This is a genomic window from Pseudooceanicola sp. HF7 (genome assembly GCF_011806405.1).
GTDB lineage: Bacteria > Pseudomonadota > Alphaproteobacteria > Rhodobacterales > Rhodobacteraceae > Pseudooceanicola.
In genome coordinates this window covers 1-15,712 of record NZ_JAATOW010000058.1, presented here as the reverse complement: position 1 = coordinate 15,712, position 15,712 = coordinate 1, and the positions used below count along the sequence as shown (strand labels likewise).

At 64.9% G+C, this 15,712-nt stretch carries 13 protein-coding genes; 4 read left to right on the top strand and 9 right to left on the bottom strand.

Annotated features, from left to right (window positions below):
- Both HCZ97_RS19960 and hydA read right to left on the bottom strand, forming a co-directional pair.
- Positions 1-470 (bottom strand): aspartate/glutamate racemase family protein (locus HCZ97_RS19960; protein ID WP_167690871.1); only part of this gene is annotated, 470 nt, incomplete at its 3' end.
- Positions 467-1,921, bottom strand: a complete 1,455-nt coding sequence (gene hydA, locus HCZ97_RS19955) for a dihydropyrimidinase (protein ID WP_167690870.1) — start codon at positions 1,919-1,921, stop codon at positions 467-469. The genes hydA and HCZ97_RS19960, both read right to left, overlap by 4 nt.
- 241 nt (positions 1,922-2,162) lie before the next feature.
- Here hydA and HCZ97_RS19950 point away from each other — a divergent pair, with 241 nt between their 5' ends.
- Entirely contained in the window at positions 2,163-2,504 is a 342-nt protein-coding gene (locus HCZ97_RS19950) for a TfoX/Sxy family DNA transformation protein (RefSeq protein WP_167690869.1), read from the top strand.
- 134 nt (positions 2,505-2,638) lie between these two features.
- Positions 2,639-2,797, top strand: coding sequence for a YqaE/Pmp3 family membrane protein (locus tag HCZ97_RS19945; RefSeq protein WP_254871624.1), 159 nt, complete (start codon positions 2,639-2,641; stop codon positions 2,795-2,797).
- Positions 2,798-2,830: 33 nt separating this feature from the next.
- On the opposite strand, the gene HCZ97_RS19940 is transcribed toward HCZ97_RS19945, so the two are convergent.
- The gene (locus tag HCZ97_RS19940; protein WP_167690867.1) at positions 2,831-4,801 is read right to left on the bottom strand and encodes a multiheme c-type cytochrome; all 1,971 of its coding nucleotides are present in this window, start codon (positions 4,799-4,801) and stop codon (positions 2,831-2,833) included.
- Between the two features lie 195 nt (positions 4,802-4,996).
- Positions 4,997-5,419 (bottom strand): nucleoside-diphosphate kinase, encoded by a 423-nt coding sequence (gene ndk, locus HCZ97_RS19935; protein ID WP_167690866.1) that lies wholly within the window; start codon positions 5,417-5,419, stop codon positions 4,997-4,999.
- Between the two features lie 460 nt (positions 5,420-5,879).
- On the opposite strand from ndk, the gene HCZ97_RS19930 reads away from it, so the two are divergent.
- Together HCZ97_RS19930 and HCZ97_RS19925 are read left to right on the top strand one after the other, a co-directional pair.
- Complete coding sequence (locus tag HCZ97_RS19930; RefSeq protein WP_167690865.1) at positions 5,880-7,733, top strand: ABC-F family ATP-binding cassette domain-containing protein; 1,854 nt, start codon at positions 5,880-5,882, stop codon at positions 7,731-7,733.
- A 107-nt stretch (positions 7,734-7,840) separates the two neighbouring features.
- Positions 7,841-8,422 carry a TIGR02281 family clan AA aspartic protease gene (locus tag HCZ97_RS19925; RefSeq protein WP_167690864.1) on the top strand — a complete coding sequence of 194 codons (582 nt, stop codon included), beginning with the start codon at positions 7,841-7,843 and terminating at the stop codon, positions 8,420-8,422.
- A 64-nt stretch (positions 8,423-8,486) separates the two neighbouring features.
- Here the strand turns inward: HCZ97_RS19925 and HCZ97_RS19920 are convergent, their stop codons facing one another.
- From HCZ97_RS19920 to dusB, 5 genes are all read right to left on the bottom strand, one after another.
- Positions 8,487-9,914 (bottom strand): sigma-54 dependent transcriptional regulator, encoded by a 1,428-nt coding sequence (locus tag HCZ97_RS19920; protein WP_167690863.1) that lies wholly within the window; start codon positions 9,912-9,914, stop codon positions 8,487-8,489.
- 10 nt (positions 9,915-9,924) lie between these two features.
- Positions 9,925-12,174, bottom strand: a complete 2,250-nt coding sequence (locus tag HCZ97_RS19915; protein ID WP_254871623.1) for a PAS domain-containing sensor histidine kinase — start codon at positions 12,172-12,174, stop codon at positions 9,925-9,927.
- Between the two features lie 120 nt (positions 12,175-12,294).
- Positions 12,295-13,665 carry a sigma-54 dependent transcriptional regulator gene (locus HCZ97_RS19910; RefSeq protein WP_167690861.1) on the bottom strand — a complete coding sequence of 457 codons (1,371 nt, stop codon included), beginning with the start codon at positions 13,663-13,665 and terminating at the stop codon, positions 12,295-12,297.
- A complete protein-coding gene (locus tag HCZ97_RS19905; RefSeq protein WP_167690872.1) occupies positions 13,665-14,777 on the bottom strand; it encodes a nitrogen regulation protein NR(II) in 1,113 nt (370 codons plus the stop codon). Before HCZ97_RS19905 ends, HCZ97_RS19910 begins: the two co-directional genes overlap by 1 nt.
- A 23-nt stretch (positions 14,778-14,800) precedes the next feature.
- The coding region (dusB, locus tag HCZ97_RS19900; protein ID WP_167690860.1) for a tRNA dihydrouridine synthase DusB at positions 14,801-15,712 on the bottom strand (912 nt) is incomplete at its 5' end.

The window sequence follows — 15,712 nt, the reverse complement described above, 5'->3', positions numbered from 1 at the left end:
GCGTAGACCTCGGGATCGCGGCCGGAGGCCTCTGCGGAGACGCCGGGCAAGGCCAGTTCCCCGGCGAAGCGGCTCTCCACCCCCATCATGCGGATCTTGCGGCGGTGACGGCCAAGGGCCGCCGGGCCAAGCGCGATGATCCCGAACATGTCGGCGCGGCCAAGAGCGGTCAGGATGCCGGCCTCTTGAATGCCGATCACCGGGCGGTCCTGAAGCCCCCGCGCAAGGTCCAGCCCCGGATCTGAGAAACAGGCGGTGATATAGGCATCCGCCGGGTGATCCGCGACGCGCGCGGCAAAGGCCAGACCGGCGCGCGCCACGTCTTCATCCGTGGCGATGGTCAGCGGTCCCTCCGCGATCCCCTCGACCACGAAGCGCACGCCGGCGGTTTCCAGCGGCGCCACCGTCGCCGCGATCCCCTCTGTCACCGGGGCAGAGGAATTGGGGTTCACGATCAGGATTGTCTTCATGGGAAGGAGACCCCGAAGTTCTGCGCCGGATCGCGCTCTTTCACGGCAACACCGGGCCGGGCGCGCAAATCCACGGGCGCGCGGGGAATGAACCGCCCCTGCCCTTCGGCCGCCTGCAAGGCGCCGTCCTGCACCACCACCGCGCCACGGGTCATAACGAGTTCCGGCACGCCGGTCAGTTCCAGCCCCTCGAAGGGAGAGTAATCCATGTTGTCATGTTGATCGCCAAGCGTGAGGCGACGCGTCGCCTCGGGGTTCCAGATGGCGATATCGGCGTCCATACCCGGCGCGATCCGCCCCTTGCGCTCAACCCCGAAGGTCTTGGCCGCGTTGGTCGAAGAGAGCGCCACGAATTGTTCAAGCGTGATCCGTCCCTTCACCACGCCTTCGGAAAAAAGCCAGGGCAGGCGCGCGGCAATCCCCGGCATCCCGTTCGCGATCCTTGGGTAGGGAACCTCTGCACCGTTGGCGAATTTTCCCGTCTCATCAGAGCGATAGGGCGCGTGATCCGAAGAGACGCTTTCAAAGGTGCCCATCGCCACGTGGTGCCAGAGCGCGTCCTGCGTGGCGGCGTCCCGCACCGGCGGGGAGCATATATACTTGGCCCCCTCCATGCCCGGGCGGTCCAGGTCATCGCGGGTCAGGGCCATGTATTGCGGACAGGTTTCGGCAAAGAGCTTGGCACCGAGCGCCTTTTCGCGCCGCACGATTTCGGCCCCGCCGGCGGTGGAGACATGGACGATGAAGAGCGGCGCATCGGCCAGCTTGGCCAGTTGCACCATGCGGTGGATCGCCTCTTCTTCCGCCAGTTCGGGGCGAGAGATCGCGTGGTAGCGCGGCGCCACATGCCCGCCCTTGGCCAGCTGCTTGTTCATCCATTTCACCATGCCGTCATTCTCTGAATGGACCATGGTGATAGCCCCGTGCGCCCGCGCCACAGTCAGGATATCCAGCATCTGGGCATCCGGCAGGACCAGCGCGTCATAGGTGGTGAAGACCTTGAAACTGGTGATCCCGCGGGCAAAGGCGCGCGGCAGCTGGTCCGTCAGCACCTCTTCGGAGGGGTCCGAGACGATCAGGTGATAGCTGTAGTCGATGACAGAGCGCGCGCCCCGGGCATCATAGGTCTCGATCACCTCGTCGATGCTTTGGCCGCGGTGCTGGGCGGCGAAGGGGATGAAGCTGGAGTTCCCCCCGAAGGCCGCGCTGACGGAGCCGGAATAATAGTCATCCGCCGTCATAAGGCCGGTGGCGCTTTCTTGCGCGATATGGGCGTGCGCCTCGATCCCGCCGGGCATCACGATGCGCCCGCCCGCGTCAATGCGCCGGTCCCCGCCCGATAGCTTCTCGGCCACGGCGGCGATGCGGCCATCCTTGATGCCGATATCCCCGTCAAAGAGAAAATCCGCCGTGGCGATCTGGCCGCCGTGAATGACGATATCGAATTCCATGTCTTACTCCGGTTCTTCCGTGCCTTGTGGGGTCCCACACTGCCCCTGATGGTCGCCCCGCCCAGCGGCATCCTCTGCGCTGACCGTTTTTGGTATACCAAGACAGTACCATCACGGCCCCGCCCGCACCGCAATCCCCCAGACCGCCCTGCAGGGCGAAATTGCAGGGGCTGGCAGCAATCGCCGTTTCCCTGTGCAGCGCGGCTTGACGGCCCCCCTTTCTGACCTCAGCCTATGCGCCATGAGCGCTTTGACCAAGATCCGAAACCTCGGCCCCAAGACTGCCCAGGCGCTGCAACGCGCCGGGATCCACAGCGCGGAAGAGCTGCGGGAGATCGGCGTGGACGCGGCCTATACCCGGGCCGTGGCAGCAGGGATGCCGGCGCATTTCGTGGGCTATTACGCGCTGGTCATGGGGCTGCAGGGGCGGCCCTGGAATGACCTGACCCCGGCGGAAAAGATCGCCCTGCGGCCGCGCTTTGATGCGCTTTGCGCGCAGGCCCGCAACGCGCCCTGTCCCGAAGGCGCGCTGCCCGGCGACCTGGACGCTTTCCTGGACCGGATCGGCCTGCCCGCGCGTTAGCCGGACCACGGGTCATGGAACTTGCGGCTTATGGGCGGGTTGTCCCCTTCCAAGATAGAAGGATCGACCAGATGGACGACGATATCTCTGAAACACCGCACCGCCGCGCCCGGGAAGGCAACCTGATCAAGCTGATGATCACCATCCTGATCCCGCCCCTGGGCGTCTTCCTGAAGGACGGGCTGCGCGGCTCCTTCTGGCTGAACCTGCTGCTGACAATCCTGGGCTGGCTGCCCGGTGTGGCGCATGGTGTCTATATTCAGGTCCGGGACAAGCCCGGCGAACTGAAGTAACCCGACTGATACCACGTACCACCCCCGCCGCGCTTACTCGTGCGGCGGGGGTGTGAGTCCCTGCTGGTTGGCCGCAGCAAGGTCGCCCTGCAATTGCAGCAAAGGCACCGCCCCGGGATTGGCCTCCAGCCCCTGTTCGGCGATGGCCAATGCCGGCCCCGGGCCTTCAATCGCGGCAGCAATGCGCACCCGCATGGTCCAGGCATCCAGATGCTGGGGATCAAGCTCCGTCACTTCGGCAAAGGCCCGGGCTGCGGCGGCAAAGTTCCGCATCACCAGGGCGGTGCCCGCCATCTGCAAGTGCGTTTCCGGGTAGTCAAGCTTGTTGCCCATGCTGCCCTGCCATTCCCCGAAAGCCCCGCGCACCATCTGCCCATAGCGATCCGGCAGATAGGCGATCGGTGCATCCAGCATGGCCTGGGCAGCGGCGATGCGCACCGATTTGACCGGGTCCGCCAGCAAGCCCATCACCGATTGCAGCCGCTCCTGCGCCGGCACGACCCGCTGCAGCTTCACCGCCGCGGCGCGCACCATGGGATCGGGATCGCGGGTCAGCGCGGCAAGCGCCCGCGCAGCGGCCTCGTCCTGCGCCATCTCCACAAGGTACAGCGCCGTGGCCCGGGCAATCGCCGGTTCGTCGCGATCCTGCGCCAGCGACGAGAGCGCGGGAAGCGCGCCGACGGGATCCCGCCGCCCGGCCGCAATCACACTGCCGAAATGCGCGCCCCGGTGCGTGCTGACCGGAAACCAGTCTTCCAGCACCTCGGCCGCCCAGGCGGGGCTTTGCCCTTCGTGGCAGGTGCTGCAGGCATCCGGCGCGCCGGTTTCGCCATGCAAATCGGGGCGCGGAATGCGGAAGGAGTGATCCGCCCGCCAGTCATTGCCCATGTAGACGCGCTCCACCATGTGGCAATTCACGCATCGCGCCCCCTCGGAGCCTACCGGGTGATGGGTATGCGCCGGGCTGTCGAAATCCGCGATCGGCAGACTGGGGAAGCGCGGGTTGCCCGCCGGGCTGTGGCAGGTGGCGCAGACCGCGTTGCCCTCTGCCTTCAGCTCCATGCTATGGGGCGCGTGGCAATCGGTGCAGGTCACGCCCTTCTGATGCATCTTGGATTGCAGGAAGGAGCCGTAGACATAGACCTCGTCCAGGATCTGGCCATCCGCCTCATAGGCGCCTTCGCGCAGCAGCGATAGGTTATAGGCATCGTGAAAGGGCGTGCCGGGCAGCGGGTTGCCATCCTCGAAATGCTCACGCCGGGAATGGCAGGTGGCGCATTGCTGGGTGGTCTGCTCGGGATCGGAGAAATCCACCGCGAACCCGTAGTTCTCAGGCGCCAGCGTGCCGTGGGCGTCATAGTCTTCGGCCCAGGCGACATGCGCAGCACCCGTGCCATGGCACGCCTCGCACCCCACGCCGATCTCTACCATCCTGGACTGATAGCGGCGCGTGGTGGCATCGTAATTGGCCTCGAACCCGGTGGCGTGGCAGGCCGCACAGCGCCCGTTCCAGTTCTTGTAAGGCCCGGTCCAATGATAGGCATCCTCGGGCGGCAGATCCTGATCCGGGTAAAGGTGAAACCACTCCCGCGCCTCTGTGTCCCAGACCACGTCAAAGCTTTGCAGTCGCCCCGGCTCTGTCTCGATCACGAATTGCTGCAGCGGTTCGACCCCGATGACCGAATGCAGTGTGTATTCCATGGTTTCTCCGTCCAGCTCGGTGACGGAGACACGCGGCCCCCCGTCATCATCCAGGCGGAACCGGGCGATCATCTCGCCCAGCTGGAACTCTGTGCCGTCGAAATCGGCCACGGCCGCCCCATCGCTGAAGGCGGTCCAGGCCAAGTCGTGATGCGACCCCTCCCAGGCCATACCGGCGTCTTCGTGACAGGTTATGCAGGTGGCAGAGCCCACGTAGCCGGGATCCTGGGCAAGGACGGGACCGGCAAGACAGGCCAGCAGCAGACCAAGCGCGCGACGGATCATGCACAAGGTCCGTTTCATGCGTCACTCCTTGCCGGGAAAACGAAATCATCCCGGCGGGCTCCGGGCGTCACCTCGCGCGGGTAATCCCCGGTGCGGTACAATTTCCAGCAGAGTTGCAGCTTGAACCGGGCAAGTCAATTTCACCCCGGCAAAGAAAAACGCCGGCGGGATCCCCACCGGCGTTTCCATCATGTCAAAGGCAAGCGCCCTGGCTTAGCCGACCAGTTCGAGACCGGAGAAGAAGTAGGCGATTTCTTCTGCCGCGGTTTCTGCAGCGTCGGAGCCGTGAACGGAGTTCTCACCCACGGATTCGGCGAAATCGGCGCGCACGGTGCCGGGGGCCGCATCGGCGGGGTTGGTTGCGCCCATGACTTCGCGGTTCTTCGCGATGGCACCTTCGCCTTCGAGAACCTGCACGACGACCGGAGCGGAGGCCATGAATTCGCAGAGCTCACCGTAGAAGGGACGCTCCTTGTGCACTTCGTAGAACTTGCCCGCTTGCGCCGGGGTCAGCTGGATGCGCTTCTGCGCGACGATGCGCAGGCCGGCATCTTCGAACTTGGCGTTGATCTTGCCGGTCAGGTTGCGGCGGGTTGCGTCGGGCTTGATGATCGAAAGGGTGCGTTCGATGGCCATTGGGTCTCTCTCCGTCTTGCGGGCGCCATGCGGTTGCATGGGCCGAAAATATCCGCGTCCGGGTAGCATGGGGCGTGGGCTTTGAAAAGCCGGAACTGGTGCATGGCCCCCTGCCCCGTCCTGCAAACGCGCGCCTAAACACCCATTCCCCGACCTTTGGAAAATCAGCCGCCCAGTCGCCTAGCCCTATCTTCTTCTTGCCCAAAAACTCCCGCCGGAGGCATCCTTGCCCGCCAAGGGCGCCCCGATCGCCCCGCTCGGCCGGCGTGCCCCGGCAAAAGGCGCTCCTGTGGGGGGGGCCGCGCCTCCCCGATACCATGAAGGCACCAGGCCTGCCCCAGGCCACCGCGTCCAGCGCCCCAAGGCCCGCCGCCCGATTCGACGCCGCGACGCCCACCCTCAGCGCCTTCTGCGCTTAACTTCGATTGACCCTCCTGCCGGCTTCGGGCAGAGAGCGGCCATGCTCAGGATCCAGAACATCTCCTATTCCGTCGCCGGCCGCCCGCTGCTTGAAAACGCGAGCGCCACGATTCCGGAAGGTCACAAGGTGGGTATCGTCGGCCGCAATGGCGCCGGGAAATCCACGCTCTTCAAGCTCATCCGCGGTGAGCTCGTGCTCGACACCGGAGAGATCACCCTGCCGGAGAAATCCCGCATCGGCGGCGTGGCGCAGGAGGTGCCCGGAAACGAGGTCAGCCTGATCGACACGGTTCTTGCCGCCGATACCGAGCGCGCCTCGCTCATGGAAGAGGCCGAGACCGCAAGCGACCCCCACAGGATCGCAGAAATCCAGACCCGGCTGGCCGATATCGATGCCTGGTCCGCAGAGGGGCGTGCCAGTACGATCCTCAAGGGCCTTGGCTTCACGGACGAAGAACAGCGCATGCCCTGCTCTGCCTTCTCCGGTGGCTGGCGGATGCGGGTCGCCCTGGCGGCGGTCCTGTTCTCTGCGCCGGACCTTCTGCTGCTGGACGAACCGACCAACTACCTCGACCTCGAAGGGGCGCTCTGGCTTGAAAGCTACCTGGCGAAATACCCCCACACCGTGCTGATCATCAGCCACGATCGCGGGCTGCTGAACCGCGCCGTGAATCACATCCTGCACCTGACGGACCGCAACCTGACGCTTTGGGCCGGGGGCTACGACCAGTTCGCCAAGGCCCGCGCAGAGCAGCGCGCCCTGCAGGCTGCCGCTGCGAAGAAGCAGGACGCGCGCCGCGCCCACCTGCAAAGCTTCGTGGACCGCTTCAAGGCCAAGGCCTCCAAGGCGAAGCAGGCGCAGAGCCGCGTCAAGATGCTGGAAAAGATGGAAAAGATCACCGCGCCCGAGGACGAGGCACGCACGGTCTTCACCTTCCCAGAGCCAGAGGAACTGTCGCCCCCGATCATCTCGGTCGAAAGTGCCAGCACCGGCTATGGCGAGACCGTCATCCTGCGCGGCATGAACCTGCGCATCGACCAGGATGACCGGATCGCCCTTCTGGGGCGCAACGGCGAAGGCAAGTCCACCCTATCCAAGATGCTCTCGGACCGGCTGGCGCTGATCGACGGCAAGATGGTGCGCAGCACCAAGCTGCGGATCGGCTTTTTCGCTCAGCACCAGGTCGATGAGTTGCATATCGACGAAACCCCGATCCAGCACGTCCAGCGCGAACGCCCCGGCGAGCAACAATCCCGGCTGCGTGCGCGGCTGGCAGGCTTCGGCCTTGGCGCGGACCAGGCCGATACCGAGGTGGGCCGGCTTTCGGGCGGACAGAAGGCCCGGCTGAGCCTGCTGCTGGCAACCCTGGATGCGCCGCATCTGCTGATCCTCGACGAACCGACCAACCACCTTGATATCGAAAGCCGCGAAGCGCTGGTCGAAGCGCTGACCGCCTATACCGGCGCGGTGATCCTGGTCAGCCACGACATGCACCTGCTGAGCCTGGTCGCGGACCGGCTCTGGCTGGTCAAGGACGGTCGGGTTGCCCCCTACGAGGGCGACCTTGAGAGCTATCGCAAGATGCTGCTGACCCCGGACAGGCCCATGGGCCAGAAGGAAAAGCCCAAGGAGAAGCCCAAGCGCGCCTCCCGGGATACGGTCCTGGCGCTCAAGGCCGAGGTGCGCAAATGCGAGGAACGGGTGACCAAGCTCAACGAGATGAGCGAAAAGCTGTCCTCCCGCCTGGCGGATCCCGCTCTTTACGAAGACGGCAAGGCCGGTGAGCTGGAAGTCTGGAACAAGAAGTACGCAGAGCTGCGCGGCGCGATGGACAAGGCTGAGACGCTTTGGATGTCGGCGCTGGAAAAGCTGGAAAAGGCCCAGGCGACCTGATCGCAAGCACCTGATCCGGCGGGCATCCGCGCCACTTTGCCGTCCCGCCCGCGCGGGGCGGCGCGCTGCCTGCTGACAAGCGCCCTGCCCCTGCTTATATCGGGGGCATGACTGGAAATGACATCGGACAACTGGCCTATGTGCTGCTGCTGCTCATCGTGATCGGCGGCTATTACTTCGTGGCCAATCGCAACCAAATCGGCCGCATGGCGCGGCATGCCCTGCTCTGGACGCTGATCTTCGTCGGCGTCCTGGCCGGCGCTGGCCTGTGGGAAGACGTGAAGACCACGCTTGCCCCCAGCCAGCGCGTCAGCGATGACGGCACGGTGATCTCTCTCCCGCTCGGGTCGGACGGGCATTACTACGCCACGCTCGAGGTCAACGGAAAGCGCCAGCGCTTTCTGGTCGATACCGGGGCCACGGATATCGTGCTGACCCAGGAGGCTGCGCGCAAGTTCGGGATCGATCCCGATGGGCTGGTCTATTCCGGTGTCGCGGGCACGGCCAATGGCCAGGTGCGCACCGCGCCCGTTATCCTGGACCAGGTGAGCCTGGGCCCGGTCAGCGATCGGCGCGTCCGGGCCATGGTCAACGACGGGGAGATGCCCATGCCCTTGCTGGGCATGGCCTACCTGAACCGCTTTTCCCGGATCGAGATCGCGTCGGGCGCGCTGCGCCTGACACGGTAAGCTTGGCGCGGTGAGCTTGCCCGGCGGGTGGTGATCCGCCGCGCCCACCCGCTGACAGCGCGCCTTACTCGGCGGCTGTCGAGGTGGCGGTCTCGTCCTCTTCGATCTCTGCGACGCGGGCGCCGGAACGGGTGGATGTCACCACGTTCAGCGACTTCAGCTTGCGGTGCAGAGCGGAGCGTTCCATCCCGACAAACTGCGCCGTCTTTGAGATATTGCCCCCGAAGCGGTTGATCTGGGTCAGCAGGTATTCGCGCTCGAAAGCTTCGCGCGCTTCGCGCAACGGCAGCATGGCCAGGGAGCCGGAGAGTACGACCTTGCCCTCGCTGTCGCCACTGCGTTCCTCTTCCCCCGGCACTTCGCGCACATCGATCACGTCGCTGCTATCGCCCAGGATCAGGATCCGTTCGATCACGTTGCGCAGCTGGCGCACGTTGCCCGGCCAGGTCATGGTCTGCATGAGCGCCGCGGCTTCCTCTGACAGGGCGCGATGCGGAAGGCCCTGGCTGACGTGGAACATCTCAAGGAAATGCGCTGCCAGGTGGGGGATATCCTCGCGTCGTTCGGCCAGCGAGGGCACGGCGACCGGCACCACGTTCAGGCGGTGGTAAAGCTCTTGGCGGAAGGTGCCCGCCTCGATTTCTGCTTCCAGGTCGCGGCTGGTGGAGGACAGAACGCGCAGGTCTACGCGCACCTTGTCCGATCCGCCGACGCGCAGGAATTGCTGATCGACCAGCACGCGCAGGATCTTGGACTGGGTGCCAAGGGGCATGTCCGCGACCTCGTCAAAGTAGATCACGCCGCCATGGGCCTGTTCCAGCAGTCCCGGCTCTACCCCTCGCTCTCCGCTTTCGCGGCCAAAAAGCACCTCTTCCATGCGGTCCGGGTCGATCTGCGCGCAGGAGACCACGACAAAGGGCCCCTCTGACCGCTGGGAATTGGAATGCACGTAGCGCGCCGCGATTTCCTTGCCCGAGCCGGAGGGCCCAGTGAACATCACCCGCCCGTTGGAGCGCGTCACCTTGTCGAGCTGGGAGATCATCCCGCGATAAGAAGCCGACTGGCCGATCATCTCTGCCGACTGGACTTCGCGTTTCTTCAGGGCGGAGTTCTCGCGGCGCAGACGGCTGGTTTCCATCGCCCGCCGGATCACCACCAGCAACTGGTCGATGTTGAAGGGTTTCTCGATGAAATCGTAAGCCCCCTGCTTGATCGCCGCCACGGCGATCTCGATGTTGCCATGGCCGGAGATGATGATGATCGGGATGTCGGGATTGTCCCGTTTCACCGTCTTCAGGATGTCGATGCCATCCATCTGGCTGTCCTTCAGCCAGATATCCAGGATCAGAAGCCCCGGGGGCTCATCGTTGATCTCCTGCATGCATTCGTCCGAATTGCCTGCGATACGGGTGCCGTAGCCCTCGTCCTGCAGGATGTCGGAAATCAGCTCGCGGATATCGCGTTCGTCGTCGACGATCAGAATATCGTTCATAGCTCCCTCGTCATGCTTCGCCGGTCTGAGCCGGATTGCCGGACTGTGCCGGGTTGATAGTGAGCCGGATGACAGCCATTGCCCCGGCATGGTCTGCGCCGTCGAACGGCGGCGCGGTCTCAAGGGTCAGGCTGCCGCCGTGTTCCTCGATGATCTTCTTAACGATCGGCAGGCCCAGCCCGGTGCCCTTGTCACGGGTGGTGACATAGGGTTCGAACAGGCGCGCGCGATCTTCCGGCAGGCCGATCCCGTTGTCGCAGATGCGGATCACTGCCTCTGGCAGGGGGCCGGTCTGTTCAATTTCAAGCGAGACGCGGATCCCGGGTTGCCAGCCCTCGGGCACACCGCGTTCGGCCAGGGTTTCCGTGGCCTCGCCCGCGTTCTTGATCAGGTTGGTCAGCGCCTGGCTGATCATCGTGGCATCAACCTCTGCCGGGATCTCGTGGTCCGGTTGCTCAAGGGTGATGGCCACCTCGGGCTGGCCCGATTGCTGCAGGATGACGGCATTGCGCAGCAGTTCGGCCAGGTCTTCATGGCGGCGCTGCGGTTCCGGCATCCGCGCGAACTTGGAGAACTCGTCCACGATGCGGCGCAGGTCATCGGTCTGGCGCACGATCACGTCGGTCAGGTTCTCAAGCGCTTCGCCCTGCTCTTCATCCAGGTGACGGCCGAACTTGCGCCGGATGCGTTCGGCCGAAAGCTTGATCGGCGTCAGCGGGTTCTTGATCTCATGCGCGATCCGGCGGGCGACGTCGCCCCAGGCGGCCATCCGCTGGGCTGTCACCAGGTCCGTCACATCATCAAAAGCCACAACGTAGCCTTCCAGCTCACCTTCGGCATTGCGCCGGGTGGCCATGCGCACCAGCAGGTTTTCAAGCTGCCCGGCACGAGAGACCTTCACTTCTTCCTGGATCACCTGCCCGCCGCCCTTGCTGAGCGTAGCGAACATCGCGCCGAATTCCGGCACGGCGACGCTGATGGACATGTGCTGCTTGCCCTCGCGCCAGTCCAGCAGGCGTTCGGCAGAGCGGTTGACGAATGTCACCCGGCCATCCGTATCCAGGCCCACGACGCCAGAGGTGACGGAGCTCAGGACGGAATCGAACAGCCGCCGCCGTTCTTCCACCTGCGCGGTGTTGTCCAGCAGAGCCGCGCGCTGTTGGCGCAGCTCATGGGTCATGCCGTTGAAGTGGCGCGACAGCATGGCAATCTCGTCATTGCCTTCCTCTTCGTAGACGCGCACGTCCAGGTCGCCTTCGCCCACCTGTTGCGCGGCAGAGGCAAGCCGCCCGATGGGGCGGGCCAGACGTTCAGCGAACCACAGACCCAGCCAGGTGGCCGCCAGGATCAGAATCACGGCAAAACCAAGGTAAAGCAGCGCGAACTCGAACAGCACCCTGCCCCGTTCGCTTTCCAGCTGCTGGTACAGCAGAACCGTCTGCTGGGTGTCATCCAGCAGGTTCAGGATCTGCCCGTCGACCTGGCGGGACACGTAAAGATAGCGATCCGGGAAGCGCTTCAGCGCGACCAGGGCGCGGAATTCGTTGTTGTCCCAATCCTCGATGATGGCCAGGTCGTTGTCCCGCGCCTCGTTCATCTGTTCCAGCGTCGGCTTTTCGAAATAGAACAGGTAGGAGCGATCGCCCCGGGCGCGGATCTCTCCGGCACCGTCGATGATATAGGCTTCCTTCAGGCCGCGCTGGATCTGGTTCTGCCCGCCCGTCAGCACCTGGCGCAGCTCTGCGTCGCCCACGTAGAAGGCCGCGTCGCGGCTGGCATCCAGGAAGCCGGCCAGCGCCATGGCATCCTGGGTCAGGTCATCCTGGTGTTCGGCCTCATAGGCGCGCGCGGCCTCAAGCGAGGATCCCACGACCGCCCGCACCCGATCCGAGAACCAGCCCTCAAGACCGATGTTGATGGTCAGGGCGGCAAAGACCGCAACAGAGATCGTGGGGATCAGCGCCATCAGCGCGAAGGTCCCCGTCAGCCGCAGGTGCAGCCGGGAGCCGACGGATTGCGCCCGCCGCGCCCCGATCATGCGGGTCACGCGCTGAAGCACCAGCGCGGCCACGATGATGACGTAGATCAGATCCGCAAGGATGACGAGGCGCAGCGCAATTGAGGACGCGCCCTTGTCGAGGGGACCCAGCACAGCGAAGGTCCCGAGCACCAGGAGCGGCCCAAGAAAGACCAGCCCCAGCGTCGCCACGCTTCTCAATCGCCTGATCCGCCGCAAGCGCAAGAGGCGCTCCCAGCTCATCTGTCGTGTCCGGGTTGCCACAGGCCGTCCCCGTATTGATGTGGTGCTCTTCGGCACCAGCGCCATATATTGCGGCTCGTTTCGGGGTTGTCCCTATTCGGCCACTGCTCTGTGGCGTATTTACATCAATTTGCGGCGCCGTGTCACGCGAATATCCAGATCCGTGATCTTCTTGCGCAGGGTATTGCGGTTGATCCCGAGAAGATCGGCGCATTTCGCCTGATTTCCGCCGGTTGCCTCCAATGCGATCTCAATAAGGGGCTGTTCGACCTCTTTCAGGATGCGCGCGTAAAGGCCCGGGGGTGGCAACATATTGCCGTGCAGGTCGAAATAACGCCGCAGGTGACGCGCGACAGAGCCGGAGAGCTTCTCGCTTTCGCCGCCGCCACCCATCAGGGGCTCGGTCTCTGGCTGGTTGCCCAGCACGCTTTCGACCTCGGCGCGGCTGATCTCGTCCGTGCGGGCGGTCAGCACCAGCCGGCGGATGGCGTTTTCCAGCTGGCGCACGTTGCCGGGCCAGGAATAGGTGCGCATCATTTCCAGCGCATCCTCGGCCAGGTAGCGCCGCAGCGCCCCTTCGCGTTCGGCGCGTTGCAGGAAGTGTTCGACCAGCAGAGGGATATCATCCACGCGTTCGCGCAGGGCGGGCACGTTGATCGTGGCGCCGGTCAGGCGGTAGAACAGGTCCTGCCGCAGGTTGCCCTCTTCCATGGCCCGGTTCAGATCGGTCTGCGAAGTGGCCATGAAGCGCGGCAGCGTATCGGTGGGGCCATCCATCATGCGCACGATGCGGGCCTGCACCTCCTGGTCGATATCGGCGATCTCATCGAACAGCACCGTCCCGCCCTTGGAGCGCGCCAGCACCCGGGCCGGCCCCTCAAGATCCTGCAGGTCAGAGGCAGAGACGGCGACGAACGGCAGATTGCGGCGGTCGCTGAAGTCATGAATGGCCTTGGCGATCAGGGACTTGCCCGTGCCGCTTTCCCCGGCGATCAGCACCGGAAGGTCGGTGTTCATCACCCGCGCCACAAGCCGGTACAGCGCCTGCATGGAGGCCGTGCGCCCCACCAGCGGCAGCTCATCGGGGCGTTCCTTTTCCTCGGTTACGGGACCGGAGGGCGCGCGCTGGCGCTGTTCCAGGGCGCGGGCCGTGCGCTTCATCAGGTCGGGCAGATCGAAGGGCTTGGGCAGGTAGTCATAGGCCTCGGCCTCGGCCGCCTGGATCGCGGTCATGATGGTGTTCTGGGCAGAGATCACGATGACCGGCAGACCGGGGCGGTCCTGGGCGATCTTGGGCAGCATTTCCAACCCGTTCCCGTCCGGCATCATCACGTCGGAGATCACGACATCACCCTTGCCCTCACCGACCCACCGCATCAGCGTGGTCAGGGAAGAGGTCGCATGTACCTTGCAACCCGCGCGGGTCAGCGCCTGGGTCAGCACCGTGCGGATCGTGCGGTCGTCGTCTGCGACAAGGACAGTTCCGTCCATCAGCCTATCTCCTTCTTGGTTTTTTCCTTAGGTGCCCGCGGCAGGGAAATGCGGAATACCGTCTTGCCCGGAACGGAGGTCACGGAAATCCAGCCCTCGTGGTCCGAAATGATCTTGCTTACCAATGCCAGCCCCAGCCCGGTGCCGTTCTCACGGCCAGAGACGAAGGGATCGAAGATGTCACTTGCGATGTCTTCCGGCAGACCGGGACCGTCATCCTCGATCTCGATCTGCAACGGCAGGGATCGCCCCTGCCCGTCCGCCCGGCGCAGGCGGAAGGAATGTTCGAAATAGGTGTGCAGTCGGATGCGCCCGCCTTCGGGGCCTGCCGCCTGGGCCGCGTTTTTCAGAAGGTTCAGAACCACTTGCAGAAGCTGGTCCGGATCGCCATCGGCCATGGGAAGGGAGGGATCGTAATCCTCCACGATCTTCATGTTGGCGCCGAAGCCCAGCAGAGCGGAGCGGCGCGCCCGGTCCAGCACGTCATGCAGGTTGACCGGTTTGAGGTCGGGCATGCGCAGGTTGCCGAATTGCTCCACCTGCTCCAGCAGCTTCACAACGCGGCGGGTTTCGGCCACGATCAGGTCGGTCAGCTCGCGGTCCTCTGCACTGAGGTTCATCGACAGCAGCTGCGCCGCGCCGGTGATCCCGGCCAGCGGGTTCTTGATCTCATGCGCCAGCATCTCGGCCATGCCGATGGCGGATTTGGCGGCGGATTTCACCGAATGGTCCTGGGTCATGCGCCCGGCCAGTTCGCGCGGCGAGATCAGGAAAAGCATGAATCCGGTGCGGTCATTCAGCGGTGCGATCTGGAGGTTGCAATGCAGGGGCGAGCGTTCGCCCGTGCCCACGTCCACATCGTTGACGAAGAGCGGAGAGGCAGAGGCGCGGGCGCGCTCGAAGGCCTCTTCCAGGGCGCTGTCGATCATCACCCGTTCCCAGACGTTCTGGCCCCGGATCGACTTGACGGAAGTGTTCAGGAACCCCTCTGCCGCCGGGTTGATGGAGACGATCCTGTCATTGGGATCCAGCAGCAGCGCCGGCACGGGAAGAGAGGCCCAGACAGGTGCTTCTTCGACATCCGCGATGGCGAGGGCGGTCTGATCTTCCATGGAGAGCTCAGGTGCCTGGTTGGTCATGCAGCCACCGTTTCAGGTGTGCAGCCTGCGGCCTCCGGCCCCGCGGCAAGGGCCGCTTCAAGCCCAGCGAAGACCGCTGCGGTGTCGCGTTCGCGCAGCAGTGCGCCGCGCAGATCGGCCGGCGTGGCCGCCTGATCCATATACCATCCCAGGTGCTTGCGCGCGACGCGCAGCCCCAGGTCCTGTCCGTAAAAAGTCAGCATGGCGTCGTAATGTCCCCGAACCATCTCGATGAAGTCTTTTGCATCAGGGGTCTTGGGCCCCTGTTCGCCGCGCATTTCAGCGCGTACCTGGGCCAGCAGCCAAGGCTTGCCCTGGATCCCGCGCCCAATCATGACGCCGCGGGCGCCCGACAGCGCCAGCGCCTCTCGGGCCGTTTCGGACCCAAGGATATCTCCGTTTGCGATCACCGGGATGGAGACGGCCTGAACCGTGTCCCGGATCGCTGCCCAATCGGCGCTTCCCTTGTAGAACTGGCAACGCGTGCGGCCATGGACGACCAGCATCCGCACCCCCGCGCCTTCGGCCCGGCGCGCCACGTCAGGCGCATTGCGCATGTCGTCATCCCAGCCCAGCCGCATCTTCAGCGTCACGGGCACATCCACCGCCTCTGCCACGGCCTCGATCATGCGCAGGGCGTGGTCCGGCGCCCGCATCAGCGCAGAGCCGGAGAGCCCGCCGACGACCTTCTTGGCCGGGCATCCCATGTTGATGTCGATGATCTCTGCGCCCTGGTCGGCGATCATGCGGGCGGCCCGGGCCATCCAGGCCGGATCGCGCCCCGCAAGCTGGACCGAGGATTGTTCGGTGCCGATCCCAAGCTCTGCGCGCTCCCGCGTACCGGGCTTGGCCTGCACCATTTCCTGGCTGGCCACCATTTCGCTGACCACCAGGTCGGCGCCAAATTG